Below are 26,760 nucleotides of genomic sequence, written 5' to 3' on the forward strand. Positions count from 1 at the left end.
GAGTTTAATTGATTAATTAATGACACAGATATGGGAAAATTAATAAATGGCATATTTGGTGGATTCCATGGCAGAATCGGCAACCTGGTGGGTTATACCTTAAAAGGTAAATATATCGTCAGAAAAATAGGTAAAAGTGCGAAACCGCTTACACCAGGCAGGAAATCGAACTGTCAAAAGATGACCGTCGTAAATGAGATCCTGAGCCCTTCCCTTCCTGTTATCCGGACAGGTTTCCGTCTTGCAGTGGCCGGAACAGACAAAAATGAGTACAATGAAGCGGTTTCTTATAATAAAAAGAACGCCATTCAGGGAGAATACCCAAACATCAGCCTGGATTATACCAAGGTACTGGTGAGCATGGGAGATCTTCCAATGGCCGTTAATCCGGTCATTAACCAGACCTCAAAACCGGATGAAATCGAATTTAACTGGGAAGTCGCGGCTGATTTGTCTATTCAACGTTATAACGACCGTGCAATGCTGATGGTTTATTTTCCTGAGTTAAAACTCACCTTTTATCATCTGAGCGGATCAAAAAGAGTGGAAGGAAAAGACATACTTCGTATCGATTCAGATTACGCTGGAGAACGTATGGAGGCGTATATCTCTTTTATCAAAGACGACGGGCAAAGGGTCTCCAACAGCGTATACGCAGGTTCTTTGAATTTAGACCGCAAGACGCAAATTTCAGCTCAGGCCAATGCAGAAATTGAAAATATTCCTGGATTTGTTCAGGAACTACAGGATAAACTTACCCAAAAGGTAGCCGAAGGTTGTGAGCTTAGGCTTAGTCAGCATGACACCCGTATTGCGGAACTTAGAATCAACCCCTCTCCTGTCGAACAACAAGATATAAAAGCACCTTTATCATCAACCCTGTCTCTTTTATTTGAAAAAGCAAAAGTTAACCGCATGATCGTGAATATAAGCACTGATAATCAGGGGACAATCAGCTTATTGAAGCAAATGGGTTTTAGAAAAGAAGGCCGTTTTATTGAAAATCGTTTTCTGAATGGTAAATGGGTTAATGAGTATCAGTTTGCGATATTGAAATCAGAATGGGAGCTCAGAAGATCTTCATGATTTATTCGGGTTGAAATTGCTATAGATTTATATTCGTACGTTGGGCTTCAATAAAAAGGTATTTATGTATCTGGAAATCTGCCGGAATTGATATTGTCTATTCTGATCAATACAATTCCGAAACCATGATTCCCTGAAGTCGTCACATTCAGCACCTCTCCTTTAACAAAGAAATTATTATGTAATATCCTATTTCGGACTTCATTTTCCACTTTACCTGATTGATATGACCGGTAAATCAGGGTAAAAAAAACAATGATAAATACGCCCCTAAATAGATATTTCAATTATATTAACTTTTAAAAAATGAAAACAGGCCACTCTTCCACTCCTTTTTCCGCTTCAATGCTTCTTCATTATCAGGATAAGATTCCAGGATATTATTAATATTCTCCATTGCTTCTCCTTTTAACTTAATCGCATGTAAGGCATCTGCGTATTGCAGCTTAACCTTTACCAGATCGTCATCCCATCCCCAGTTACTGTCAATATAACACCTGATTGCCTTATAAGCCGTATCAACACACAAGTCCCACTGTTTAAGCATATAATGACTTTCTGCGAGTTGAAGGAAGTTTCTGCAGGATTCACTTTGATCGTCATCAGGATAAACAGTTTCCAGCAAATCAACCAAAGGATTGAAATCAGTAATCGCTTCCGCATAGTTGCCCAGAAACATTTGTGAGCGACCACGCATATAATGGATCTTACATAAGGATTCCGGTTGTATAGCCTCTTTCTTCACCATTTGATAGTTGTTTGCACAGGCAATACATTGCGGGTAATCTTTTAGCTGATAATATTCCTGCATGAGCATATACCAGGCGGTATTGTCGTCGGGATTCTTAACGAGTTCTTCCTGCCATGTTTTAATAGCGTCTTCAGTGTTTCCCTGGTTTAGCAAGTCATATCTCGTGTTCTGAACAACGATATACTTTTCATTGAGTTCAAACAATTGTTCTTCTGTCAAATTCCCTTGATTAGCGACCATATAACCATCATAATCCGTTGTGATCTGGTCTAACAGTTCACGCGCCTCCTCTATTCTCCCCAGCTGATAAGTCATTTGCAAGACCTCTCCCCTGATTTCCAGATAATTGGAGAAATACATGTAGTTTTCAAAGTAATAAGAACTCGCGATGCCAAAAACATCAATTGCTTCTTCAAATCGTCCTAACTTTTTCAATGCATTACCCCAGCTGCTGAGCTGCTCCCAGAATGGAGATAAAGAATAGCCAAGCGTATGCACCTCGACTGCGCGTTCAAACTCCCCCATTTCGGTTAATGCGATGCCATAGTTGTTTGAACATTTTGCAAAAGCATGCACTTGATTTTCTGCGGTTTCTGTTGCAATCGGGATGTTGTTATAGAAGTAATTATAAAATCCATTGTAAGAGATTTCATACAATTTAGTTCTGATCTTTAATAGCTCCGGGGCTAATGATGCGTTTGAAATCTCAGTTTCAGTCAGGTAATAGAAGTCAACTGCAGCATTGTAAAAGGCTTCCGGGTTATCTTCAGGCCATCTTTCCACCTTTGGCAGTTGCCCTGTTAAATGATAACCAGCTTCGATATACCTGCGAATTCCTGGCGCCATGCCTCCCAGTTCCAGGCTTCTTTTTAAATAAGGAAAGGCTTTTTCGTAGTTCTTTCTGTCAAACCAGAATGTACCGGCAAAGTGATGCGGAACGTGCCATTCCGGATATAAATCAATATATTTTTTTGCCAGACTCAGCGTTTCTCCATCATCCGTCAGGACTTCAGAATAGATGCGCAGCGCGAGTAATAGCGCATATACCAATCCCTTATCCAATTGATTGCTGAGGTTGAGTTCAGCTATTCTTTGATAAAGATCCAGTAACTCTTGTTGGGAGTCGTCATCACCATATTTAATCGCCATTAGTGCGGCCTCTCCCGCGATCTCAAATTTCTCCTGATCTAAAGCAAGATTGGCGATGTTGCAGTTGATAAGCGCATAATTGAAAGCATGCGTTTTTCCCTGATTAAAAGTCTCAAATACTTTTTGAGCATCCTTTTTATGCCAGAGATAAATTTCTGCTTTTTCAAAATAAAGTGGGCTTAATTCCTGATCAAGCTGACTTCTGTTGTCATGATATAAATCCTGGTAATAAGTAATCATCAGGTCCAGATCTTCTATAACAAGATCTATATGACCAAGACTGAAGTTCACTTTCCTGCGATATTGTAAAGCTTTTACACGAACAGCTTCATCGTTTGAAAGGACAAGAATGTCGCAGTAAACTTTTGCTTCCGGTAAGTTTATATGGATGATAAAAGCATTGATGTATACCGCGTACAACATGGCTACTTCTTCGGTAGGGTTTAATTGCAGCAGGTATTCAAAGCTGTTATAGGCGGTTGTAAACAAAGAATAATCGACTTCATTTTGTTCCGCACCAGCGCTCGCGATTTCATATTCGCATTTAGCTTTGAGCAATAAAGCCGGGAGGTGATCGTGATTAAAAAGAAGGAAAGTGCTTAGGGATTCAAGGCAGGCAGAAAATTTGCCTTGTTTATAAAGGGATTCGAAATCTTGCAAGGTTGACATGGGAATAAATAGCTATACTTAAATTACAAAAGTCTATAAAAGAAATTGAAATTTCATGCAACTTAATACATTAATCTTCGTCTCATGGTTACAATAAACCAATCCAATGAAGAAAATTATAAATAGCCTGCTACTTTTTGCCATTAGCCATTTTGCATTCGGACAGACACCAAAGATCCATCAATTGGTGGAAAACTATGCTGCACTGCACCAGTTTAACGGAACCGTACTCGTTCAAAAAGATTCAAAAATAATCTATCACAAAAGTTTTGGTGTTGCCGAACGTTCATTCAATTCGCCAATTACCAACGACACGAAATATCCGGTTTGCTCTATCACAAAGACGTTTACAGCAGTTTTAATGCTTCAGCTCGTTGAGCAGGGGAAAATCGACCTGAATAAAAAAATACTTGACTATCTGCCCGAATATCAGGGAGAAGCCGGGCCGAAAGTATCCCTGCATCAGCTGTTGAACCATACTTCAGGAATGAAAAATACAGATACCGCTAAAGACGAAAATTTTTTAAAATATGGAATTGGGTTTTATCACAAACCATATCAGCTAAAAGAGATTGTAGCGAATTTTTGTTCCAATCCACTGCTGAACGAGCCAGGAACAAAATTCGATTACAATAACGGGGAGTATATGATTTTGGGCCGGATTTTGGAGGTGATGTATCAAATGAGCTATGAGCAAGTCCTGAATCAGCAAATTCTTATTCCATTGGGAATGCAGAACTCAGGCCTGCTCTCCCATTATAAATTGATAAAAAATCTTGCTACGCCTTATTATAAGGATAAGAATCTCGATCATTTGATTCCAAATATTCCGATCTATATGGAAGATTTCTCTGCTGCAGGAGCGATGTATTCCTGTACATCTGATCTGATCAAATTCAATAATGCTCTTTTTGCCTTTAAGATCTTAAAAAAAGAGCGCCTGGATCAGCTTTTAAAACCCGGACTGGATGATTACGGATATAGTGCCTGGATCCGCGATACCAAAGGCGAAAACGCCAAGTACAAACGAATGGAACGGTATGGCAGAATCGCCGGTGCAAATGGCGTTTGGTTTCATTATTTGAACAATGACCTCAGCATTATCATATTGTCGAATACCAATCTCACAGACCTCGGTGATTATGCATTCACAATTGGGAAAGGAATATTTTAATGATCTCTTTGGTCTAAAAAACAGGTCTCTTCAGATAGGTCATGTTGATCTGGTTTCAATTCGATATTTTGAACTACCCGGCAACGGCCTCGACGACAGGTTATTTTTTATACAGGGCAGCAAACCATTTGAGGGCAGACCTGTTGTCTCATCAAGACCTTAGAGAAACAATCCTGATAAAAATATTTGACCTATGAATAATCAAACTTATGAACTAATCAATGCCTCCCGGGTTGGAAACCTTGATCAGATTGCCATTTTACTGGAGCACAATATCAATGTAAACGAGCAGGACGAAAAAGGTTATACTCCCTTAATCATCGCAGCATATAATAACCAGTACCACGCTGTAAAAGCATTATTGGAGGCTGGTGCTGATGTCAATGCTAAAGACCTGGGCGGCAATACAGCTTTGATGGGCGTTGCATTTAAAGGCTATCCTGACATTGCAGAATTGCTCATCACCAATAACGCAGACCTGAACCTTCAGCATGGTAACGGAGGTACAGCACTGATGTTTGCAGCGATGTTTGGAAGGAATGAGCTCCTAAAGCTGCTTTTGAAGTATGGAGCGGACAAAACCTTACTGGACTCAAGAGGCCTTTCTGTTTTTGACCTCGCCGCCCAGCAGGGAAATGAAGCCGCGATTGAAATATTGGAACAGCATTAATAAAAGAATATCAAAACCTTTCTGTTGAACGCCTTGTTATTTAAATACATCAACACTTATTAACATGGAAAACAACACAGTAAACATCGAAATCCTTAACGACCTCATTGAGATTAATAACGACAGAATCGCCGGATACCAAAAAGCATCCGAAGAGCTGAAGCCGGAAGACAATGATCTTAAGTCCCTGTTCGCGGAAATGATTGTGCTTAGTCAGAATAATAAATCGGCTTTAACTAAAGAAGTCCAGGTTTTGGGCGCTGAACCTGAAACAGGAACCACCAATTCAGGCAAAATCTATCGGGCATGGATGGACATTAAAGCTGTATTTACTGGTCATGATCGTGAAACCGTATTGGAAAATTGCGAGTTTGGAGAGGATGCAGCTAAGCGTGCTTACAAAATGGCGGTTGAAACGGAAGGCTTATCGGCCCATTTGTTATCACTAGTCTCCAGTCAGCAAAACGCTCAAAAAGCAGCGCATGATCAAATTAAGGCAATTAGAGATCAGGTGGCTAAATAATGGAATTTATTGCTAAAAAAACCGTATCACGACATGTGATACGGTTTTTTTGGGTTTAGGCGGGAATCTTGCCAGATTTCTCCCGTTCCCAAAATCGGTGTTGTCTGATCGCCATTTCAAAATCTTTGGCCGTTTTATTTAATAATAAACCCTGTTGAGCAGCATTTTTATCCTGCTCAGGAACTTTTGAATGCGCGATTAACTCAAGTCCTTCTGCGTTTGCTGCAATGGCTTTACAATGTCTGAAAGCCTCTTCCACAAAGTGAATGGCGTCTGGTTCTGCAACTAAAGCATTTACAGATTTACCTCCTCCAGGAACGTAGACCGCGTCAAATAAAACAGATGCGGTAGTCAGGAAAGTAAAGTCCACTTTAATGCGTTTTCCTGAGTCATCCTGAATGTGACCATTATGAGTGGCTACGATTTTTGTCAGTGCACCGGCAGCTTCCAGGACTTTTTTATAATCATTCAGTTGAGTCCCATTAACGCCGTCTGTAGCCAGAATCGCAATCTTCCTGCTCTTAATCGTATCTTTCAAAGTATCTTTCATGCTCAAAGCAGCACTCGATTTCAAGCTGCTCTTTTTCATTACTGGTTCATATTTTTGCTGATCGCCATCGGCCGGAACTCCATGATTAACGGGTTTCTGTGGGCCGGATGGTGTTTCTAACCCCAGTCCATCTGCGACCCGTTTGGCAAGCCCGGCATCAACCTGTGTTAAAATTCCAACCATACGTTTCCTGATCTCTTCGATTTCCACTTTCCCCAGTTCAAACCTGAAAGCATCTACAATGTGGTTTTTTTCCACTTCCGACTGACTGTTAAAGAAAAGGCTGGCCTGACTAAAATGATCAAAAAAACTATCACTGCGTGCTCTGACCTTTTTAGCATCGATCCTTTCCTGATAGGAGCTGAAACCACCTTCAGAAACTTTAGCTTGTAAAGGAGCGTTTGCATTGATGCTGTTCGGCTGATAGCTGGTCCGTTCTGCATTGATCGTCTGTCTCATATGGCCGTCTCTTTGATTGTTATGAACCGGAGATATCGGCCTGTTGATCGGTATTTCATGAAAATTCGGTCCACCAAGTCGGGAAAGCTGCGTATCCGTATAAGAAAAAAGACGGCCTTGCAATAGTGGATCATTGCTGAAATCTATTCCGGGTACAATATGGCCGGGATGAAAAGCCACTTGTTCTGTTTCTGCAAAGAAATTATCCGGATTTCTGTTGAGCGTCATTTTTCCTATTCGCTGAACGGGAACCAGTTCTTCCGGAACCAATTTAGTCGGGTCCAGTAAATCGAAATCAAATTTGTGCTCATCTTCCTCGGGAATCACCTGGATGCCCAGCTCCCACTCGGGGAAAGCACCGCTTTCTATGGCTTCCCAGAGATCACGACGGTGGAAATCGGGGTCATTTCCTGAAATTTTCAAGGCCTCATTCCATGCTACCGAATGCACGCCTAATAATGGTTTCCAATGAAATTTGACAAAATGGGATTTTCCGGCTTCATTGATCAGGCGAAACGTATGAACGCCAAAGCCTTCCATCATTCTATAACTGCGCGGAATGGCCCTGTCGGACATTAACCATAGGATCATATGCGTAGATTCCGGCATCAGGGAAATGAAATCCCAAAAGGTATCATGGGCGGATGCAGCCTGTGGCATTTCATGGTTAGGTTCTGGTTTAACGGCATGAATAAGGTCTGGAAATTTAATGGCATCCTGAATGAAAAAGATGGGCATATTGTTACCAACAAAGTCATAGATACCTTCCTGAGTATAAAACTTAACAGAAAAACCCCTTACGTCCCGGGCAAGATCAGTGGAGCCTCTGGAGCCGGCAACAGTAGAAAACCTGACAAAAACCGGTGTCTTTATAGTGGTGTCATTTAAAAATCCTGCTTTGGTATATTTAGACTGTGGCTGATACAATTCAAATATACCATGAGCTCCGGAGCCTCGTGCATGTACAATGCGCTCAGGAATTCGTTCATGATCAAAATGGGTGATTTTTTCCCTGAGGATAAAATCTTCAAGCAAGGTGGCGCCACGCTCCCCTGCTTTCAGCGAGTTCTGATCGTCATTAATTTTTAAACCCTGATTTGTCGTCAGTAGTTTGCCTGTTCCATCAGTAGTATCCGGTAACAGGTCTTCTTTTTTTGATGTTTCTTTTGGTGCTTTATTTTTTTTCATAGCGAGGTGGAATCAAATAGGCATAGGTGTAAACTGAAAAAGGCCCGGATGATTCATCCGGGCGCGTAATTGCTGGAAATTATTCTGCTGCCGCTGCGTCATTAATAGAAGCTACCGCAACTTCTGTCAGTGCGATATCGGTAGCCTTTTCATTGTCCAGTGTTTGCTGAAGTAAATCCACCACGTCGGTATGCCCCATACATTCGGCAAATGTCCGTAAGGTACCGTAGGTTCCGATTTCGTAATGTTCTACTTTTTGAGCGGCAAGAATCAATCCTGCATCTCTCACCATAGTTCCTTCTTTGGTGTCTTCAATCACACCGTTGGCCTCTTCTAATAAGCCAGCCATTGCATCGCATTTCTTTGCAACTGGCTTCTCGTCCAATAAAGCAAACACCTTTTCCAGTGTTTCAATATGGGTTTGAGTTTCACCTGTATGTTTTTCAAATGCGGCCGCGAGCTCAGGACTAGTGGAGGCCTTCTTCATTTTAGGCAATGCTTTGACAAGGTGCTTTTCTGCCCAATAAATGTCTTTTAATTCATCAACAAAAAATTCATGAAATTCAGAATCTTTCATTTTTCCAGTCATTCCTGAAGTGCTTGACTTCTTCTTCGTTTGTGTTTTTGCTGTAGTTTCCATAGTTCTGTTTTTTATAGCGGATGTTGAGCAATAAGAACCCTTCAGAAACAGGTTTGTTTGATAAATAAAATCTTTTATTTTTTAAAACTAATTCTATATATAGTTGTTTTACAGACATTTATTAAACAAAAAAATGAGATTCTATATTTTTTGTTTAAGTTCTTCGAATCCGCAAAAGAGATTCCGGCCAGGCTAAAATAATCTGTGGTTCGGGTCCTGCCCAACCCCAGCGGTTTAAACCAGGGAATTAGTCTCAACGACCTCGTTAAACATTACAGGGAGTTGTATCAGGCGATGTCTTGAATTGGGTAAACAGAATGGACAAAGGCACAGTCCCAATCATAAGAATTTATTAACTACTGAACAGGTAGTTTCCTTTATCATCTGTTTTGAAGTAGCTGACAGAAACTGGTTTTCCCTTCTTTAATTTTTTGTAGATGACCATGCTGACATCGGAATTCTCTTACCTGTTTGCCCGGAGCCCGGATCAAGGTTACTGCTGATGTTACTAAAACTAATGGCCGTAATGAGCTGCTTTTTGTATTTGAAATGAAGGTACAATGTATGGAATAAGTTGGCGGAAAGGAAGAGGACTAAAAGCGCAGCAAATTCAATAAATACAGCAAAAATAAAAGGTAAAAAGGTAGCGAAATTTAGTGCTGAGGGGATTTTCCAGTTAAACAGATATCCAGTGATGAGCAGGTAAAAGGCAATTGCCAATAGCTTAGACAACAAGGGCTTTTCTATGGTTAGATCGATAAGTCCGCTAAATGCTGTGCTTTCCATTTCTATGGTCATAATTACACTGAAAATAAATGTAAAAACCAGGAAATACCAAATGCTAAGGTCTAAGCCCATACTTGTAAAGCCGATTGCGATCATTGGGACAAAGTAAGTCCCTCTGCCGGAAAATCCGAGATACAAACTGAGCACTGAGGTGGCAACCCAAAAGAAAGCATTAAAATCCTCCTCCTGAAAAATCAATAATGGATTGATGCGGATCATTAAAGAATGATCGTCGCTGGCCCTCAGCCTGATCACTTTCGGAGGCAGGAATGAGGCGATGAAGGAGAGTTTTGTTTCATGAGCGCTACCTGGTTGTTCTAAAATAACGGGTACAAAAAACAAAAATCCAGATGCATAAAGCTGTAAGTATTGCTAAGCAACTGTTGCGGACATCAATATCTCCATAACAGCCATACTTATAAAAAAGATCAAAAGCATGTTGTTGCCGGATAAAGCTGATCACTGCCTCATTTAAGAAGAATGACAAGAGCATGAAGGTAACCATCAAGGGAAGCAGCAATAAGATCAATGTGCTGATCATTAGTTTCATGAGCTTGCTTTTCAGGTTGCGGACAAGGTAAAAAATCCAGTAGCCAAACAGTGCGAAGTAAAGTGGCAGCACAATTATGGCCCCCTTGTAATCGTGACCAGGAGTACCTTCGCAAGCCCCGGTTACCTGATCTGCGAGCGGCATTATATAAAATAGGTAAATGCCCCAGGCCAGGGCAAACAAAAAACTATATAATGCAATGTTGCTTTTTGTATCTCTATAATTGATTTTCATCGGTAGGATTTGGTTGCTTCAGGATCTTTCCAGTTGCTTTATCAAAGGTTAATTTGATGTTGGGGCCCCCATAAAACAAAGTAACACCAAGGGTACGATCATTTTCCTGATCAAAGATGATGCCCTTAGCTGAACGGATTTTTAAGTCAGCGTTATGATCCGGCAATTGGGCGTCATCACATTGAATGATTTGCCTTTCGACAATTCCCTTCTTTTCTATAATCTGTAATACGGGATGGGCCATTACGCTGTATCCTACAATTTGTGCCCTATAGTTTTCATTCAGGTCTTTAGTCATCCGCAATCCAAAGGGCGTGGTAGAAAAGACCAATGCAAAAAACGGTAGCATCATAGGCAGAATGCTCCCTATTAAAGCCAATATCATTGCGCCCAAAAGGAGTTTTGCCATTGCCTTTTTCCAAAATAAGATAATGACCGCGATGCTGCCGAAAAACCAAAGCCAAAACAGGATGACATCACTGTAATATCCACGCAGGCTTATTTTATAGAAACAATAAGCGGCCACATCCAAGGTCAGCAACAGAAAAATTGCAGCATATGCTTTTAGGATTGTCTTCCGCATTTCATTCTCCATTCTAAACTAGCTTTCCATTGTTATATAATGAAGTTCCTGATCTATTGTCGTGTTCAGCACCAAGACATATTGTGAAATTTCGGGATCTGTCTCGAAATCAGAAACGGTAAAGGAGTCTTCGTCATCAGGATAGAATCCAATTCTTTTTAGGCGTAAAACAGACAAAAGCTGTTCGTCCTTTTTCAAGCTTTGGTCGGCTTTTGAAAGCAATGATGCTAATTCTTCTTCGCCCACCTCTTCAATGTGAAAATCCAGATATTCCTGTACGTCAGCGCCATTTTTGAAATCATTATGTATAAATCCCTTCAGTTTACCGATAAATTCCGGTAATTTTTCAAGCAATGCGTTCACTTTCAATAGACGGTCTTCTTCTATTGAGGTATCTGTAAAATTCAAATCTATTTCTATTTGATGTCCATCTATCTCAATTTGAGTAGAATAATAGTCTTCCAGTACATTCTGATCTAGTTCTCCAAAGTATTGTAATTTCATTTTATCGTCAATTTCAATGTTTAACTTATTGTTCTAAGATATTAATCTCATTTAGATACCTGACAATTTTACTAAAATTTCATCTTAAAATGTTATTGAGAAATAGATGGCTACTTCTAAACCACAAGTAGTTTAGCACTGTAACTTTGATAAAAATTCAGCGTCTTATGATACAACCGCCACTTAATTGAAAATCGGGATGAGAAATTTAAAAATCTGTTTACTGCTGATCAGCATTTGTACGAGTCAAATTTTGTATGCCCAAATCAAAACGTTGAAGGGGAAAAAATTAACCAGCATAACAGTCGATCATTTTATCCGCCATCAAATGGATTCACTTAAAATACCGGCAATATCCATTGCGCTTGTAAAAAACAATAAAATAGTATATCACCGGGCAATTGGAATTAAAAATGCCAAACAGGAGCGGATTGATGACCATACCCTTTTCGAAGCTGCATCGATGACAAAAACGGTCTTTGCCTACACTGTGCTTAAACTGGTTAAGGAAAACGTACTCAACTTAGATACCCCGCTTTATAAATATTACCCTTATGAGGACATTAAATACGATGAACGTTATAAATTAATCACGGCGAGAATGGTTTTAGGTCATACTACCGGCTTTCCAAATTGGCGGGGTGACGACAAGAAGCTGACCATTAACGCTACTCCAGGCACCAAATTCGGCTATTCTGGCGAAGGATTCGAATATCTTGGGCTGGTGATAACGCACTTAACAGGTAAAAAATTAGACGACCTTGTTCAGGAATATGTATTTAGGCCTTTGTCTGTTAAACACTCCTATTTAATCAGCAATGAATATGTGAGAAAGCATCTGACAGAAGGATTAAAAGACAACAAAGATTGGGGGAATAATGACGTTTACTTACAGCCCTATGTATCCTATAGCTTATATACTGAGGCTAAAGACTATGCGAAATTTGAAATGGAATTAATAAAAGAAAGTACCAGCCCAAACAGCATATTCCAGGCGATGTCTGTGCGGCAATCGGAACTTGATGCAAATGATTCAAGACCGGGTGCAAAAACAGTGGCCTGCTTAGGGATATTTACGGAGCAAACACCATTTGGCCCAATATATCTTCATCCCGGAAATAATGACGACCGCTTTACCTCTATATTTCAATTTTACAAAGATTCTAAAATTGGTTTTGTATATTTCATCAATTGCCCTAAACAGAATGAGTTGACTAAGAGATTAAACGAGTTTTTAATTAACGGCAAATAAGAAAATGGAACCATATAGAAAAACTATCGTTGAGAACTGGATTACTGCCTGGTCGTTGTCAAGGGAAGTGCCGGCGCCTGTTCAGTTTAAATCAAGTTTTCTGGTTGACGTTGGTGCTGAGCAGCATAAAAGCCGTTATGTATTTCCTACGCTTAATGATGACTTTATTCAGTTGTCTGAATCTATTGATGAGCCCTGGGTTTTTCTGAAAGTCTGCGCCCCGACCGATGAAGTAAAAGCTAGGATATCTAAAAAATGGACCATTCAACCACAAGGTTTTATGATGACTTGTTTTCGGCCTATGGTTTTTCCGGAGCTTGGTTTGCAGGACGATTATAGGTTGGAATTTGAACAGTATCCATCCACTTTCGTGCTGAAGATTATTGCTCAAAATGGAGAATTGGCCTCAACAGGACGCATTGTTCTCCATAATGATTTTGCGGTCTATGACCGCATTTCAACGGATAGCAACCATAGAAGAAAAGGTCTTGCCAGAATTTTGATGACAGAACTTGAAAAGATTGCTTTGTCAAAAGGCATCTCCAAAAACCTTCTCGTAGCAACGGAAGAAGGTAAACTATTGTACGAATCTTTAGGCTGGGAAGTATATAGCCTTTATACCTCAATTGTGATTGCCGGCTAATACTTGCAACTTCTGCCCTTTATTCAAATTTACTTCATACACATCACCTGTTTTTGTTACCCCCTTAAAATTCCATTTCAGCGTTAGGCCATCAAAGTTATCCTTGATGCGCAGCTTGCCAGACCTGGCGGCAGTAATGCTGAAGTTCAGGGTTTTATTATTTTTTCTCGTAGCTGAAACCATAAAGCCACCCTCAGCCCTTAAATTTGTAAAAGATGCGTTAGCCCATTTTTTAGGCATGGCAGGAAAAATGCGGATCACACCCGTATGAACATCGCCAGGTGTTGCACTCCAGCTTTGCAAGAGCATTTCATGTACGGCTTGTGATGGCAATCAGGTCTGCTCCTTTTTGATGAGTGTATTTTTTCCACCATTCCTTTTCTCCATGGGTTCGCTCATCCCATAAATCTCCCCTGTCTAAAGAGAGTCTGATGGTATTTTGTTCGCCCCATAACAGACCGCCCGTTAAGCCATTTCCTAAAGGAAGGGCTTCATCCCAGGTGCTAACAGGAGCTTTAAGTCGCAGGTTATAGACAGATTCTAGTAGCTTAGGCTGCCGGGCATTAACGGATAAGCCGACACAGATATTTAAAATAAGGAAGCTGGTTTTTAAAACAGTCGTTTTGTACATCGCGGTTTGGTCTCAGATTGGTTGATGGTGGGTGTTACAATTGTGGTTCAAAAGCAAAGTTAACCGCATTAACTGATGCATAAATAGACTAATTTATTATTTTAATGGATTATTCGACGAACAATATCCGATTGTCAGGAGAAAACATCTTTCCTCTGCGAAATTTTATATCATTGCATAACCAAGCACCATAAACCCAACCAAACAGAGATGAAGAACTACTTTTTATACCTGATGTTATGCTGTACCATCAGCTTAAAAGCCCAAACAATTGACGTGACCAGGTATGGTGCCCTGCCCAATAGTTTTGCTGATGCTACTGAAAGTGTAAAAAAGGCAATTGAAGCGAGCAAAGGACAAGACCAAACCGTTTTAAATTTCCCCAAAGGAAGGTATGATTTCTGGCCCGACAATGCGACTGAAACCCAGTATTACATTACTAATAGTTCGTCGGAAACGGAGTTCCCGGTAAAAAAGCAACGGGTTGGGTTATACCTCAAAGGATTGAAAAACCTAACCATCGAAGGAAATGGATCGAAATTTATTTTTCATGGAAAAATGGTCACCTGGGTATTGGACGATTGTGCTCAAATCAGCATACAGAACTTATCGATAAATTACGAGCGCCCCGGCATGTCTGAGATGAGCTTAAAGGAAGTATCAGACCACCATGTGGTAGCCGATATTCATCCAGATTCAAAATTTGCGATTTCCGACGGACATCTGGAATGGTACGGCGAAAAATGGATCGCTAAAAATCACCATGCCGTATTGGTACGTCCTGAAAAAGGGATGCTCTTGTACAGCGACTGGGATCCGTTTTCAAAGAGCAAGGCTGAAAAGATTGCGCCACTCGAGGTAAAATTCAGTGGTGATTTCTCTAAATTTAAGGGTAAGGTGGGCGAAGTGCTGACCATAAGAGACCGGTACCGTGATTATGTAGGTGCTTTCATCAACAGGTCAAAGAATATTCGCCTGAACAACCTGCGCATGAACTCCATGCATGGCCTGGGCATTGTTTCACAGTTTTCTGAAAACCTGGATTACGATAGTGTTTTTGTGGAACCTGAAAAAGGAAGTGGGCGGGTGATTGCCTCATCGGCAGATGGAATGCATTTTTCAGGCTGCAAAGGACAGATTACCATCAATAACTGCAGGTTTAACGGTCTGCATGATGACCCGGTAAATGTTCATGGAACACATCTGAAAATAACGGAGATCGCTTCTCCAACAACTTTGAAATTGAAGTTTATGCACCACCAGACCTATGGCTTTGAAGCATTTATCGCTGGAGATTCAGTCGCTTACCTGAATACGGCTTCCCTCCGGATTTTTGAACAAGGCATCGTCAAATCAGCAAAATTAATCTCCGAAAGGGAGATGCTGTTAGAAATGCAAAAGCCATTTTCCAAGGCGCTTAAAGTTGGCGATGCTTTAGAGAATGTGACCTGGACGCCATCTGTTACCATTAAAAACTCCCGGTTTGAAGGCACAATATCCAGAGGAAATTTAATCACCACACGGAGAAAGGTGGTCATCGAAAACAATGTCTATTACCGGACAGGGATGCATGCCATTTTAATTGAAAATGATGCTTTAGGTTGGTATGAATCAGGCCCGGTAATGGACCTGAGCATTCGCAATAACCAGTTTATAGAATGTGGTTTTAACTCTTCTCCGGAGAACTACGTGATCAGCATCAATCCGCAAAACCAGGAAATGATCCCTGGTTATTATGTGCATAAGAACATCAATATAACACACAATACATTTAAGGTTTATGATGCGCCGTTGTTAACGGCAAGGAGTACCAGGGGCTTGGTTTTTGCAAATAACAAAATAGAGAAATCTGATTTTCTGCCTGGAGATAAAACCAAACCTGCTTTCAATTTTACAGGCTGTACCCGGGTGAAAGTAACCGGTAATCATTTCTATAAAGATGCCCCGATGCAGATTAAAACAAGCGGAATGAATGGTAGCGATATAAATCAGCAGAAATGATGCAAAACGGAGGTTTATGACCTCCGTTTTGCTAAAAGTAGTTTATCGCTTAATTAATGAAATGATTTTTTTAGTCCCTATTGTCAATGCTACAATAATTAATCCGGCTACCAATCCAATCAGACTTTCCTTGATTATAGCAGGCATATCTGGAAACAAATGGTGCAAAAATTCAATGTTATGAACAAAGATCCCACCGGAAACCAGGATCAATGCAATGGTTCCAACGACACTAAGAATCCGGATAATAATCGGTAGCGATTTAACCAGCAAACGCCCTATACTGGCGAGTAAGCCTTTATCATTGGAAGTTTTGATTAATTTATGACCGGCATCATCCATTCTTACGATAATGGCCACGATGCCATAAACCCCAATTGTAGCCAAAAGTGCAACAAGAGAAACCGTTACGATTTGTAACGTTAAACTTTTTTCCAAAACAGTTCCCAGTGCGATAATTACAATCTCTACAGATAGAATGAAATCGGTTGTTACCGCAGATTTAATTTTCGCTTTTTCTGCATCATTGCCATCCTGTTTAATCTCCGCAACCACTTCGTGACCTTCCTTTGGATGGTGAAACAAGTATTCAACGATCTTCTCCACTCCCTCATAAGCGAGGTAAAATCCTCCCAAAACCAGGATCACCTTAATGGCGATCGGAAAGAACGCACTGAGCAGCAGCGCAATCGGAACAATAATCACCTTGTTAATTAAAGAGCCCTTGGTGATTGCCCAAAGCACGGGTAATTCGCGTGAAGAAAGGAAGCCTGTAGCCTTTTCTGCATTCACCGCCAAATCATCGCCTAAAATACCGGCAGTTTTCTTTGTCGCTATTTTCGCGGTAACCGCAACATCATCCATTAAAGCAGCAATATCATCTAAAATCGCAAAAAAACCTGAAGCCATGTGTGTCTTATTAATAAGGGCGCAAAATATAAATACGATTTCGAATTACAACAAAAACAGCGGTATATTTTATTAGAAATTAAACGGATCATTTTAATCTCTTTTACTTTTTATTGAATACATGTTCAATCTATTTGTTAATTTAAGCCTAACCTAATCCTAACATGGCCATCAGAACTTAGCAAACACACAAATTAAATGATGAAACTAAACAGAAGATCTTTATTAAAAGCAGCGGGGCTTGCCACAGGCGTCGTGGTAAGCGGAGGACTGCCGGCTCTGGCTTCCGTAAATGAACCGGAAAACAGCAAAGGAAAGAAATTAGCACTAAAAGTAGCACACATTACCGATGTGCACATCAGAGATGGAGAAAATGCACCGGAAAGGTTTAAAAAGTGTCTAAAGCAGATCATCGCTAAACACAAACCCGATTTCTTTTTAAACGGTGGGGATTCCATTAACGATGCTTCATATGATAATGTAACCTACGAACAGGTCATCAAACAATGGGGCATCTGGGACGATTGCACCGCAGTGCTTAAACAATATGAACTTCATAGCTGCATCGGCAACCATGATCCATGGTGGAAAGCGCCTTCAAAAGAAGATGAGATGTACGGAAAAAACTATGTAGTTAAGCGACTGAAAATCCCACATCGCTATTATAGCTTCCGCAAAAAGAACTGGCATTTTATCGTGCTGGATGGGAACAACAGCAATATTTCTCTGGATCAGGAACAGTTTGACTGGTTAAAAAAGGAGTTGGAACAGCTTCCTGCATCGACACCTACCCTGCTCATGTCGCATTATCCAATTCTGGGTACTACGCAAGTGTTGGTTGGTGGTGGTCATTCTGATTGTAAACAACTAAAAGACCTGTTTTATAAGCACCACGATAAGGTAAGGGTTTGTTTAAGCGGGCATAACCATTTATCGGATCAAACCCGTTACAACGATGTGTTATACTGCTGCAACGGTGCGATGAGTGGCTTTTGGTGGGGCAAGGGCGATGCAGAATCGGCTGGCCCGGGTTACTATCTCGAAACTCCTCCGGGGTATGCAATGCTAAATCTGTATGAAGATGGAACCGTAGAAAATGAATATTTCCCACATACTTACTAAGAAACTATAAAAGAATGTCTACCTTCATCAGATATTTCAAAATATAAACATTAAAGCATATGTCAACATTATTTTCTTTACTTACCCTTGTAGTTATTATTATGGCTTCTGCCTTTTATCTTTCTTTCATCAAAAAGACAAAAGAGTCAAACGGTCATCATTAAAATATACTTCTTTGCTTCTTTCTGATGAATTTAAATGATCAGAAAGAAGCGTTTTAACTGGTTACTCCCAAGACTCTCCATCCCTGGGCAGTTTTATAGGTCTGTAGTTTTTGTACAGATATTCCTCCATCCGGATAAGTGCAGACTTCCGTAATGATCCAATAGTTTTCATCCACCTTATCGCGCTGTGTAAAAGCCCTGTTGATATTTTTGAAGTCGGGCATCCCTTCTTTTTCAATATAACTGACGAAAGAAAGTGCTAAAGCTTCTGAGGTACTGACGATCATCTCTTCTTCTACCGGGAAGTCCAATGTAGAAAGCATGAGCTTTGCTTCCTGATAAAAATCCTTACAGGACAGCGCTTTGTCGATATCGTTGGTTTGATAAGCCTCCTCCAAAGACAATATCGCTCCTTCAGGCGTATCAAAGTCTGGCTTAAAATAGTCACTGCCGGCATCTACCAGAAGGCCGATAGAATCATCAAAAGCCTGCCTTTCCGCTTCAGGGAGGCCTTCACGGATGGCCCTGATGGTATAACCGCCAACTAACCGGCCGTTTTCAACGATCATCCAGTCGGAAATCAGCGACCTCATCACCCCTATTTTCTGCCCCAGCTTAACCGTTTTCACCTGAACAGGTTCATTGCCCACTTCTCCAAACAGGTTTCCCTCTTCGTCAAAATCAGGAGCCGTCAACCAGATGTGCTCTACCTTTCCTGAGTCTTCAATCATCACTTTGATGGAAAAATATTCCTGTCCGGAAACCGGACTTTTCAGGCTCTTTTCAAAATACCATAAGGTAAGCCCTGCCTTTTCAATGGCCCATTTCATGCGCTCATCTTCATTCGGTATATAGACCAAATCAGGCTCAGACTCTCTTTCTACAACTTTGCTCTTTCCAAAAAAACGTGACAGTAAACTCATGATTGCGTAATTTGTGATTTTTTAAATATAATAATTCTTCTATATTTAAAAAAGGCTCTCCTCCTACTTATTAATGTTCAAATGCCAATAATAGGTTTACTTTGTCAATAGAAAATGTAAATTTGGTTTACACAAATCAGAACCAAACCTTAATGAACACCATGAAACGGGCGATTGCCTCCTCCTTCAGTTTACTATTTTGTTTATTTTCAAACACCTCTTTTGCCCAGGATTCTTTAGCAATTATTCCAAAACCACTGCAACAAATTTCAAAGCCCGGATATTATACCTATGGGCCGGAGACCGAAGTATATTCCAGTTCCTCCTTTCTCGAAGCAACTGACCTGCTCCATGAACACCCTTACCTGAAGTTCCATAAAATAAAAACATTGCGTTCGGGAAAGAAAGCGCCCCTTAAAGGAATTATTCTTCAGGAAGCCGGAAAGGACGACACCCTTGCCATGAATGCCTACCGCCTGGAGATCAGTGCCGATCGGATTCTGATCACCGCACGTCAGCCTGAAGCGGTCCTGAACGGCATTGCTACGCTTCGTCAGCTGGCGCTGACCAGAAAAGACAAACGGCTCCCTGCGGTATGGATTCAGGATCAGCCAGCTTTCGGTTACCGGGGCCTCATGCTGGACGTATCCCGTCATTTCTTTCCCATCCCTTTCCTGAAGAAATACATAGACCTGATGTCCTTGTATAAACTGAATACCTTCCACTGGCACCTCACTGATGGCGCTGGCTGGAGATTGGAAATCAAAAAATATCCGGAGCTGACCAGCAAAGCTGCATGGCGGACGAATGCCAACTGGAAATACTGGTGGAACAACGGACGCCAATATTCAGAAATGGGCAGTCCGAATGCTTTCGGTGGATATTATACTGCGGAGCAAGCAAAAGACCTGGTAAAATATGCGGCAAAACGCGGAATTACCGTCATCCCTGAAATTGAAATGCCGGCACATACAGAGGAGGTTTTAGCCGCCTATCCGAATCTATCCTGTTATGGCTTACCTTATAAAAACTCAGAGTTTTGCATCGGTAACGAAGATACCTTTCGCTTTCTTCAGGAGGTGCTGGATGAGGTGATCGAAATTTTTCCTTCCAAATACATTCATATCGGTGGCGATGAAGCCGATAAATCGGCCTGGAAACAATGTCCGAAATGCCAGAAGGTGATTAAAGACTTCGATTTGAAAGACGAACATGGCTTGCAGAGTTATGCCGTTAAAAGAATGGAAACTTATTTGAAAAGTAAAGGACGAAAGCTGATCGGATGGGATGAAATCCTGGAAGGCGGACTCGCCCCTGAAGCAACGGTTATGAGCTGGCGCGGAGAAAAAGGAGGCATTGAAGCGGCAAACTCAGGTCACGATGTGATCATGACCCCTGGCTCCCATCTTTATCTTGATGCCTATCAGACCAATCCAATCGGACAACCGGAAGCCATAGGCGGATATCTGCCTTTAAAAAAAGTATATGGTTATCAACCGATTCCAGCTGAAATCAATCCCGACAAAAGAAAACATGTACTCGGAATTCAGGCCAATGTCTGGACAGAATATATGCCGACCACCAGTCAGGTAGAATATATGGTTTTCCCAAGGGCCCTTGCCGCAGCAGAAGCGGCATGGACAACGGAAAGTCAAAAGAACTGGGATGATTTTCAAATGCGCCTGCAACAACATTACCTGTTGCTGCAGCGCCTGAATGTGAATTACTACCCGCCATCAAATGAACTGAGCATGCTCTCCAAATTCAATATTGCAGAAAAAAAGGCGGTGGTAACGATCAGTTCTGAGCAGTTTAAACCAGAAATACGCTATACTACGGATGGTAGTAACCCGATTGCCAGCTCGCCCTTGTACCAGGATGGCATTCCATTAAATGCTACGGCAAAAGTAAAGGCGGTCATCTTCAAAAATCAACAGCCTGTAGCTAAAATTCAGGAGCTGGAACTGGATGTCCATAAGGCCATTGGTAAGAAAGTGATTTACAACAATAAGTGGAGCAGCAGTTACCCTGCCCAAAAAGAACTAAGCCTGGTAAACGGACAAACCGGCGACCTCACTTATGGCGACGGACAATGGCAGGGCTTTCTTGGCGATTTTGATGTGACGATTGATCTGGAGAATTCCATCCCCTTAACGCAATTGAAAATCCGCTTTATGCAGTTAACCGGACCTGGTGTATACATGCCTGCAAATGTTAGCGTGGCGGTTTCTGAAGATGGAATTGTTTTCAAAAATATTCAGAAATCAGACAATGATGTTCCGTATACGGATACCACACTGAGGTTTAAAACTTTCAGCTTCGACCTCAAAGGAAACAATGCCCGATACCTCAGGGTAACCGGTAAAAACGAAAAAAAAGGATTTATGTTCAGCGATGAGGTAGTCGTGTATTAAACCACTTCCTCTTTCTGATATTTAGCCTTATGGTTATTTCCCCATTCTGACATCTTACTGAGCATGGGCTGCATACACAATCCGTCCTCAGTAAGCTCGTATTCTACCTTCGGTGGAACCTGAGGGTAAACAATCCTGATCAGGATCCCGTCCTTTTCCAGTTCTCTCAATTGTTGCACGAGCATCCGCTCTGAAATCCCGATAATGGAATCCCTGAGGTCGCTATACCTGACTTTCCCATCCATTAACCGGCAAATAATGGTAGGCTTCCAACGGCCACCAATGATGGACAATGCATAGGAAGTTCCACACATTTCTCTTAACCTTTTTTCATTAATATTGTTTGTAGAACTCTCTTTTCTCATTTCTTACTTTTTTGTAAGTACCTAACAATTTGATGTGTACCTTTTAATACAAATCTATATATATTAATTTTGATAGAAATAAAGATTTATTCAATATGACAAATTTAGAAAACAAAGTTGCATTGGTAACGGGCGGAAGCAGAGGTATTGGTGCGGCGATCGTAAAAAGATTAAGTGCCGAAGGTGCTCAGGTAGCCTTCACCTATGCCAGCTCAGCAGCGGCCGCTGAAAATCTGGTCAAAGAAATTGAAAATAACGGAGGCCAGGCCATTGCGATCAAAGCAGATAGTGGCAGCTATGAAGAAGTGACTGCAGCGGTAGAAAAAGCAGCAGCACATTTTGGTAAAATAGATATCCTGGTGAACAATGCGGGGATTGCAATTGGTAAAGGTTTCGAAGAGTATAGCCTGGAAGATTTTGACAGGATGTTTGATGTGAACGTAAAAGGTGTGTTTTTTGCCACTCAGGCAGCCATAAAGTTCATTCCAGATGGCGGAAGAATCATTACTATAGGCAGTTGTCTTGCAGAAATCGTGTCCGTTCCCAATATCACCTTGTATTCCATGAGTAAATCTGCTTTGGTTAGCTTTAACAAAGGACTTGCACGTGATCTTGGTGATAGAAGAATTACGGCCAATCTCGTCAATCCAGGACCTACAGAAACGGATATGAATCCGGCTACAGGCCCTTCAGCAGACGCAGCAAGGGAAAGAATGGCGATTAAAGAATATGGAACTGCCGAAGGAATTGCTTCATTGGTGGCCTGGGTTGCAGGCGAAGAATCGAAGTACATGACCGGTACTTCATTGACAATGGATAGCGGAACAAATATCTAATTAAACAGCGCGTGCTACCGGGAACAATGCTCCAGATAACACGCGCCGTTTTTTATTTCAACCCTTCTTCAAAGGCAGCTTTAGCAAGCTCTGCAATGATCTTATCGTTCTCTTTATCATTTTCCTTTGACATCGATACAAAAGCAGAAATGAGCATCTTTTTGCCATTCGGAAGCGTCACGATTCCGATATCATTAGATGCAGCAGTAATCCCTTCTTTATTTACCCCGGAATTTCCTGTCTTATGGGCAACAACTGTTCCCTGAGGCAATAAACCTTTGATCTTTCCGGGCCCCGTTACAGTCTCTTCCATAACTTTCATTAAGAAATCTCCGGTTGTTTTTTTAAGCACTTTACCTTCATGGAATTTTTTTAGCAGCGCGTTGGCCGCCTTTGGCGTAGTCCAGTTGCGAAACTGAACCTGATCGTCTTTGTGCATTTCTTCCTCTGTTCCGACGATGGATATCTCTTTAATTCCTTGTTTTCTAATGAACTGATGCGCTTTGCTGGTACCTCCAATGAGTCTGAATAAAATATCACAGCCGTTGTTATCGCTTTCTGAAACCGTATATTTCAGGATTTCCGATAAGGGCAATTCTACATTTCCATTGGGATATTTTTCGCGCAGAGGGCTCCAGGTATCCGGAAGCAAGTCGCTTTTTTTAACAAGAATCTTTTGATCAAGCTTAAATTTCCCCTGATCTACCTGATTCAATACGGCCAGGGCCAGGTGAAATTTGTAGACACTTTGCATGGGATAGTGTTTATCTCCGTTAACGGAGACGATGCGCTGATCTGATAAGTATAAGACAGACACCCCTACATCAGCTTTTTTGCTGTTGATGATGCTGTCCATTTTTAGCTGGAGCGTGTTGGTTTGTGCAAATACTGCTGAGGAAAAGATAGATGCCGTCAGCGTTAAAAAAATACTGGAATTTCGTTTCATGTTACAAATTACGTTTATCTGTTACGTTTTCTCTTAACGTTTGCGGATTAAAAATATTCTGGAAAGCAGGATTTTTAATTGTAACAATTTAAAGCCTGTTTTGTGACCCTGATCATTTCCGGTTCAGGGGAATTTTCCCTTATTTGCAGGCATTAACAGGTGATTATGAATGTAGGAATTATTGGTCTTGGGGATATGGGTAAAATGTATGCGGTAGGTTTTTCTAAAGCTGGTTATACCGTTTATGGCTCAGACCTTCCGGAACGATGGGAAGAATTAAATGAGGCGCTAAATCCCTATGGGATTACCATTCTGCAGGATGGTAAAGAGGTCTCCAGAATATGTGACGTCATTTTTTATGCCGTAGAATCGGAAAAGATTGAACAGGTACTGGCAATGTACGGCAGCTCAACCAAATACGGAGCAATTGTAGCCGGGCAGACTTCCGTAAAACATCCGGAGATCGTTGCTTTTGAAAAATACCTGCCTAAGGACATTCACATCATCACCTGCCATTCTCTCCACGGCCCTGGCTTTGATCCTGCGGGTCAGAAAATGATCGTGATTCCACACCGTACCAGCGATGAAGCTTATCAACGTATGACCGACCTCCTCTCCTCTCTGGGCTCTGAACTCGTGGAGATGAAAGACTACCGGGATCATGATCGGATCGTTGCAGATACGCAGGCTGCCACCCATGTGGGCTTTGAAAGTATGGGCACTGCCTGGGCTTCAGCAGGCTTCTTTCCCTGGGAAAATGCCTCTTATCTGGGTGGGATCGACAATGTGAAAATTCTGACCACCCTTAGGATCTTTAGTTATAAGGCACACATCTATGCTGGTCTGGCCATTTTGAACCCTTTTGCCCGCCAACAGGTGAAGCGTTATGCGCAATCGGAATCAGAGCTCTTTAAGATGATGATCATGGAAGAAGAGAAAACCTTCCGGGAACGCCTGTATAAGGTCAGAGATTTTGTTTTTCATGAAAGCCGGAAACCTTTACTGCTGGACGATCAGGTGATGCAGGAGTTCTCTCTTTCTTCGAATCCGGGGGTACGAAAGGCCAATTCTCACCTGAGCCTGCTCAGCATGGCTGATGCCTGGTATCATTTACAGATCAATCCTTACGATAACCTGATCTGCCAGACGCCTCCCTTCCGACTAAGATTAGGGATTGTGGAATACCTTTTTCGAAATGAAGATCTGCTGGAAGAATCTATCCAAGCGGCGCTGTTCGACAAAAGTATCCGTGCCGACGATCTGGAGTTTCATTCGGCCGTACGGGAATGGACTTCCATCATTGGGTATGGGGATATGGAAGGTTATAAGCAGCATTTTGATCAGACTAAACTGTTTTTCAAAGACAGGCTGGAGCATGGCCGTGAACAGAGCTCAGCGATGATCAAAAGGCTGACAGATCAAACGTTTCTTCCTTAGTTTTCTTTTTTAAGATAGGCAATCAGGTCTTCAATAGAAATGATTTTTAACTGATGTTTGGCTGCAATCTCCATTAAATCAGGCAATCGGGCCATTTCTCCATTGTCTTTAAGGATTTCTACGAGCACTCCTGCAGGTTCCATACCTGCTAAACGGGCAAGATCTACGGTCGCTTCGGTATGTCCGGGTCTGGTCAATACACCACCATCTTTGGCGCGCAGTGGAAAGATATGTCCGGGTCTGCCGAGGTCAAAGCCTTTTACCTTAGGATCAATCAGCGATTTAATGGTTTTGGAGCGGTCGGAGGCCGAAATTCCAGTGGTACAGCCGCTACCGAGCAAATCAATAGAAACGGTAAAACTGGTTTCATAGGCGGCGGTGTTATCGCTCACCATTTGGTGGAGGCTCAGCTCATCGCACCTTTCTGCAGTCAGCGGAGCGCAAACCAGGCCTCTTCCATGACTTACCATAAAGTTAATCACCTCTGGGCTTGCGTTTTGAGCAGCGGTAATAAAATCTCCCTCATTCTCCCGATTTTCATCGTCTACTACAATAATTACTTTACCTGCCCTGATCTCTTCAATGGCCTCGGCAATGCTGTTCAATTTAATCTGCATGATGCGGTATTGGCTTTAGTGTTTTAAAACGCAAAGGTATCCAGGCTGGATTTTCGAATGTTAGGACTAAGAATCGCTTTATTGGTACTTTTGATGAAATTATCCGGAAGGGGTACTGGATTTACGGAATTCAGCGGGTGTTAAGCCCTCCTGCTTTTTAAAATGCCTGGAGAAATAGGAGAAATCTTTAAATCCAAGCTCTGAAGCAATCTGTCCCACGGTCCAATGTCCATGGATGAGCATTCTTTTTGCTTCGAGCAAAACCCTTTCCCTGATCAGTTCTCCAGCCGTTTTACCGGTGATTTTTTTAGCGATCTCGTTTAAATGAGCATTGGTTATAAACAACTGCGCGGAGAAGAAAGACAGCTTGGTTTCCTTCTTATAATGTTCTTCGATCAGCTTCTTGAATTTTTTGAGGCTCAGGACATGGATGTTATCCGGCTCGGAAGCCGCATCCCCTGCCATCATCCTCTGGATTTGAAAAAGCAGGGCCAGCAAGAGGTGCCTGATGATACTGGCCGAGCGGTCTTTGCGTCCGGATTCTTTTAACAACATGCTGATGCTGCTGCTAAGTTCTTCGCTTTGTGGAGGAAGCAGACTCATCGACGGCCGGGAATAGCTGTTTTCCAAAAAGGACAAGCCAGCGAGCAGCTCAGGATTGACATGGCTAAGGGAAAGAAACTCTTCTGTGAACATAATACTGTACCCTTTTACGTTTTCCGAATGGCCAAGTTCATGGATCTGTCCGGGAGCGATAAAGAATAAAGTATCGGAATGAAGGTCGAAAGTATGCTGATCGATCAGGTGCTGCGCATTTCCTTTTTCAATCCACAATATTTCATAAAAGCTATGTTTATGAGGCCATACCATGTTCGCGGGTTTTCCGATGTCTTCGAACCGATCCATCATAAACTGTCCGGGAATAGAGAATGGAGCGCTAAAATCGTCGAGATGGTAGCTGATGATCATGACCTAATACTTGTT

General features: G+C 41.6%; 26 protein-coding genes and 1 pseudogene. 11 read left to right on the plus strand and 16 right to left on the minus strand.

Annotated elements, in window-relative coordinates; translation table 11 throughout:
• Positions 1-30: 30 nt before the first annotated feature.
• Positions 31-1,086: a DUF6266 family protein gene (locus AAFF35_RS14900; protein ID WP_342333312.1), complete on the plus strand. Its 1,056-nt coding sequence runs from the start codon at positions 31-33 to the stop codon at positions 1,084-1,086.
• A 62-nt stretch (positions 1,087-1,148) separates the two neighbouring features.
• Here the strand turns inward: AAFF35_RS14900 and AAFF35_RS14905 are convergent, their stop codons facing one another.
• Complete coding sequence (locus AAFF35_RS14905) at positions 1,149-1,373, minus strand: hypothetical protein (RefSeq protein ID WP_342333313.1); 225 nt, start codon at positions 1,371-1,373, stop codon at positions 1,149-1,151.
• 5 nt (positions 1,374-1,378) lie between these two features.
• Complete coding sequence (locus tag AAFF35_RS14910; RefSeq protein ID WP_342333314.1) at positions 1,379-3,655, minus strand: tetratricopeptide repeat protein; 2,277 nt, start codon at positions 3,653-3,655, stop codon at positions 1,379-1,381.
• 106 nt (positions 3,656-3,761) lie between these two features.
• On the opposite strand from AAFF35_RS14910, the gene AAFF35_RS14915 reads away from it, so the two are divergent.
• The 3 genes from AAFF35_RS14915 to AAFF35_RS14925 all read left to right on the plus strand — a co-directional run bounded on the left by AAFF35_RS14915 (position 3,762) and on the right by AAFF35_RS14925 (position 6,022).
• Positions 3,762-4,829 (plus strand): serine hydrolase domain-containing protein, encoded by a 1,068-nt coding sequence (locus AAFF35_RS14915; RefSeq protein WP_342333315.1) that lies wholly within the window; start codon positions 3,762-3,764, stop codon positions 4,827-4,829.
• 193 nt (positions 4,830-5,022) lie between these two features.
• Positions 5,023-5,499 (plus strand): ankyrin repeat domain-containing protein, encoded by a 477-nt coding sequence (locus AAFF35_RS14920; RefSeq protein WP_342333316.1) that lies wholly within the window; start codon positions 5,023-5,025, stop codon positions 5,497-5,499.
• Positions 5,500-5,563: 64 nt separating this feature from the next.
• Positions 5,564-6,022, plus strand: coding sequence for a PA2169 family four-helix-bundle protein (locus AAFF35_RS14925; RefSeq protein WP_342333317.1), 459 nt, complete (start codon positions 5,564-5,566; stop codon positions 6,020-6,022).
• 55 nt (positions 6,023-6,077) lie between these two features.
• Here the strand turns inward: AAFF35_RS14925 and AAFF35_RS14930 are convergent, their stop codons facing one another.
• From AAFF35_RS14930 to AAFF35_RS14955, 6 genes are all read right to left on the minus strand, one after another.
• Complete coding sequence (locus AAFF35_RS14930; RefSeq protein WP_342333318.1) at positions 6,078-8,219, minus strand: catalase; 2,142 nt, start codon at positions 8,217-8,219, stop codon at positions 6,078-6,080.
• A 79-nt stretch (positions 8,220-8,298) separates the two neighbouring features.
• Positions 8,299-8,859: a ferritin-like domain-containing protein gene (locus AAFF35_RS14935; RefSeq protein WP_342333319.1), complete on the minus strand. Its 561-nt coding sequence runs from the start codon at positions 8,857-8,859 to the stop codon at positions 8,299-8,301.
• A gap of 423 nt (positions 8,860-9,282) precedes the next feature.
• Positions 9,283-9,987, minus strand: a complete 705-nt coding sequence (locus AAFF35_RS14940; RefSeq protein ID WP_342333320.1) for a hypothetical protein — start codon at positions 9,985-9,987, stop codon at positions 9,283-9,285.
• Complete coding sequence (locus AAFF35_RS14945; RefSeq protein WP_342333321.1) at positions 9,950-10,429, minus strand: hypothetical protein; 480 nt, start codon at positions 10,427-10,429, stop codon at positions 9,950-9,952. The genes AAFF35_RS14940 and AAFF35_RS14945 overlap by 38 nt, the downstream gene beginning before the upstream one ends.
• The gene (locus AAFF35_RS14950; RefSeq protein WP_342333322.1) at positions 10,413-11,012 is read right to left on the minus strand and encodes a hypothetical protein; all 600 of its coding nucleotides are present in this window, start codon (positions 11,010-11,012) and stop codon (positions 10,413-10,415) included. The genes AAFF35_RS14945 and AAFF35_RS14950 overlap by 17 nt, the downstream gene beginning before the upstream one ends.
• Positions 11,013-11,030: 18 nt before the next feature.
• Positions 11,031-11,516, minus strand: a complete 486-nt coding sequence (locus tag AAFF35_RS14955; RefSeq protein ID WP_342333323.1) for a DUF2004 domain-containing protein — start codon at positions 11,514-11,516, stop codon at positions 11,031-11,033.
• Between the two features lie 328 nt (positions 11,517-11,844).
• Here AAFF35_RS14955 and AAFF35_RS14960 point away from each other — a divergent pair, with 328 nt between their 5' ends.
• Both AAFF35_RS14960 and AAFF35_RS14965 read left to right on the plus strand, forming a co-directional pair.
• Entirely contained in the window at positions 11,845-12,768 is a 924-nt protein-coding gene (locus AAFF35_RS14960; RefSeq protein ID WP_342333324.1) for a serine hydrolase domain-containing protein, read from the plus strand.
• A gap of 4 nt (positions 12,769-12,772) precedes the next feature.
• Positions 12,773-13,411: a GNAT family N-acetyltransferase gene (locus AAFF35_RS14965; protein ID WP_342333325.1), complete on the plus strand. Its 639-nt coding sequence runs from the start codon at positions 12,773-12,775 to the stop codon at positions 13,409-13,411.
• Here AAFF35_RS14965 and AAFF35_RS14970 read toward each other — a convergent pair.
• Together AAFF35_RS14970 and AAFF35_RS14975 are read right to left on the minus strand one after the other, a co-directional pair.
• The gene (locus AAFF35_RS14970) at positions 13,391-13,744 is read right to left on the minus strand and encodes a glycoside hydrolase family 95-like protein (RefSeq protein WP_342333326.1); all 354 of its coding nucleotides are present in this window, start codon (positions 13,742-13,744) and stop codon (positions 13,391-13,393) included. The two genes, AAFF35_RS14965 and AAFF35_RS14970, sit on opposite strands and share 21 nt — an antisense overlap.
• On the minus strand, positions 13,722-14,042 hold the full coding sequence (locus AAFF35_RS14975) for a glycoside hydrolase N-terminal domain-containing protein (RefSeq protein WP_342333327.1): 321 nt from the start codon (positions 14,040-14,042) through the stop codon (positions 13,722-13,724). Before AAFF35_RS14975 ends, AAFF35_RS14970 begins: the two co-directional genes overlap by 23 nt.
• A gap of 210 nt (positions 14,043-14,252) precedes the next feature.
• On the opposite strand from AAFF35_RS14975, the gene AAFF35_RS14980 reads away from it, so the two are divergent.
• Positions 14,253-16,043 (plus strand): hypothetical protein, encoded by a 1,791-nt coding sequence (locus AAFF35_RS14980; protein ID WP_342333328.1) that lies wholly within the window; start codon positions 14,253-14,255, stop codon positions 16,041-16,043.
• A 42-nt stretch (positions 16,044-16,085) separates the two neighbouring features.
• Here the strand turns inward: AAFF35_RS14980 and AAFF35_RS14985 are convergent, their stop codons facing one another.
• Complete coding sequence (locus AAFF35_RS14985; RefSeq protein WP_342333329.1) at positions 16,086-16,952, minus strand: DUF808 domain-containing protein; 867 nt, start codon at positions 16,950-16,952, stop codon at positions 16,086-16,088.
• A 198-nt stretch (positions 16,953-17,150) separates the two neighbouring features.
• On the opposite strand from AAFF35_RS14985, the gene AAFF35_RS14990 reads away from it, so the two are divergent.
• Positions 17,151-18,074, plus strand: coding sequence for a metallophosphoesterase (locus tag AAFF35_RS14990; RefSeq protein WP_342333330.1), 924 nt, complete (start codon positions 17,151-17,153; stop codon positions 18,072-18,074).
• 217 nt (positions 18,075-18,291) lie between these two features.
• On the opposite strand, the gene AAFF35_RS14995 is transcribed toward AAFF35_RS14990, so the two are convergent.
• A complete protein-coding gene (locus AAFF35_RS14995) occupies positions 18,292-19,161 on the minus strand; it encodes a DUF2314 domain-containing protein (RefSeq protein WP_342333331.1) in 870 nt (289 codons plus the stop codon).
• Positions 19,162-19,313: 152 nt separating this feature from the next.
• Here AAFF35_RS14995 and AAFF35_RS15000 point away from each other — a divergent pair, with 152 nt between their 5' ends.
• A complete protein-coding gene (locus tag AAFF35_RS15000) occupies positions 19,314-21,575 on the plus strand; it encodes a family 20 glycosylhydrolase (protein WP_342333332.1) in 2,262 nt (753 codons plus the stop codon).
• Here the strand turns inward: AAFF35_RS15000 and AAFF35_RS15005 are convergent.
• A complete protein-coding gene (locus AAFF35_RS15005; RefSeq protein WP_342333333.1) occupies positions 21,572-21,940 on the minus strand; it encodes a helix-turn-helix domain-containing protein in 369 nt (122 codons plus the stop codon). The genes AAFF35_RS15000 and AAFF35_RS15005 overlap by 4 nt on opposite strands.
• Positions 21,941-22,035: 95 nt before the next feature.
• On the opposite strand from AAFF35_RS15005, the gene AAFF35_RS15010 reads away from it, so the two are divergent.
• Positions 22,036-22,776, plus strand: coding sequence for a 3-oxoacyl-ACP reductase family protein (locus tag AAFF35_RS15010; protein ID WP_342333334.1), 741 nt, complete (start codon positions 22,036-22,038; stop codon positions 22,774-22,776).
• A gap of 52 nt (positions 22,777-22,828) precedes the next feature.
• Here the strand turns inward: AAFF35_RS15010 and bla are convergent, their stop codons facing one another.
• Positions 22,829-23,722, minus strand: a complete 894-nt coding sequence (gene bla, locus AAFF35_RS15015; protein WP_342333335.1) for a class A beta-lactamase, subclass A2 — start codon at positions 23,720-23,722, stop codon at positions 22,829-22,831.
• A 165-nt stretch (positions 23,723-23,887) separates the two neighbouring features.
• On the opposite strand from bla, the gene AAFF35_RS15020 reads away from it, so the two are divergent.
• Positions 23,888-25,159: a prephenate dehydrogenase gene (locus AAFF35_RS15020; RefSeq protein ID WP_342333336.1), complete on the plus strand. Its 1,272-nt coding sequence runs from the start codon at positions 23,888-23,890 to the stop codon at positions 25,157-25,159.
• Here AAFF35_RS15020 and ribB read toward each other — a convergent pair.
• Together ribB and AAFF35_RS15030 are read right to left on the minus strand one after the other, a co-directional pair.
• A pseudogene (ribB, locus tag AAFF35_RS15025) lies at positions 25,159-25,776 on the minus strand (3,4-dihydroxy-2-butanone-4-phosphate synthase); the annotation flags it as partial. The gene AAFF35_RS15020 and the pseudogene ribB overlap by 1 nt on opposite strands.
• Positions 25,777-25,875: 99 nt before the next feature.
• A complete protein-coding gene (locus tag AAFF35_RS15030; protein ID WP_342333337.1) occupies positions 25,876-26,745 on the minus strand; it encodes an AraC family transcriptional regulator in 870 nt (289 codons plus the stop codon).
• Between the last annotated feature and the right edge of the window lie 15 nt (positions 26,746-26,760).

The sequence above is a fragment of the Pedobacter sp. FW305-3-2-15-E-R2A2 genome (assembly GCF_038446955.1).
In the GTDB taxonomy this organism is placed as follows: Bacteria; Bacteroidota; Bacteroidia; order Sphingobacteriales; family Sphingobacteriaceae; genus Pedobacter.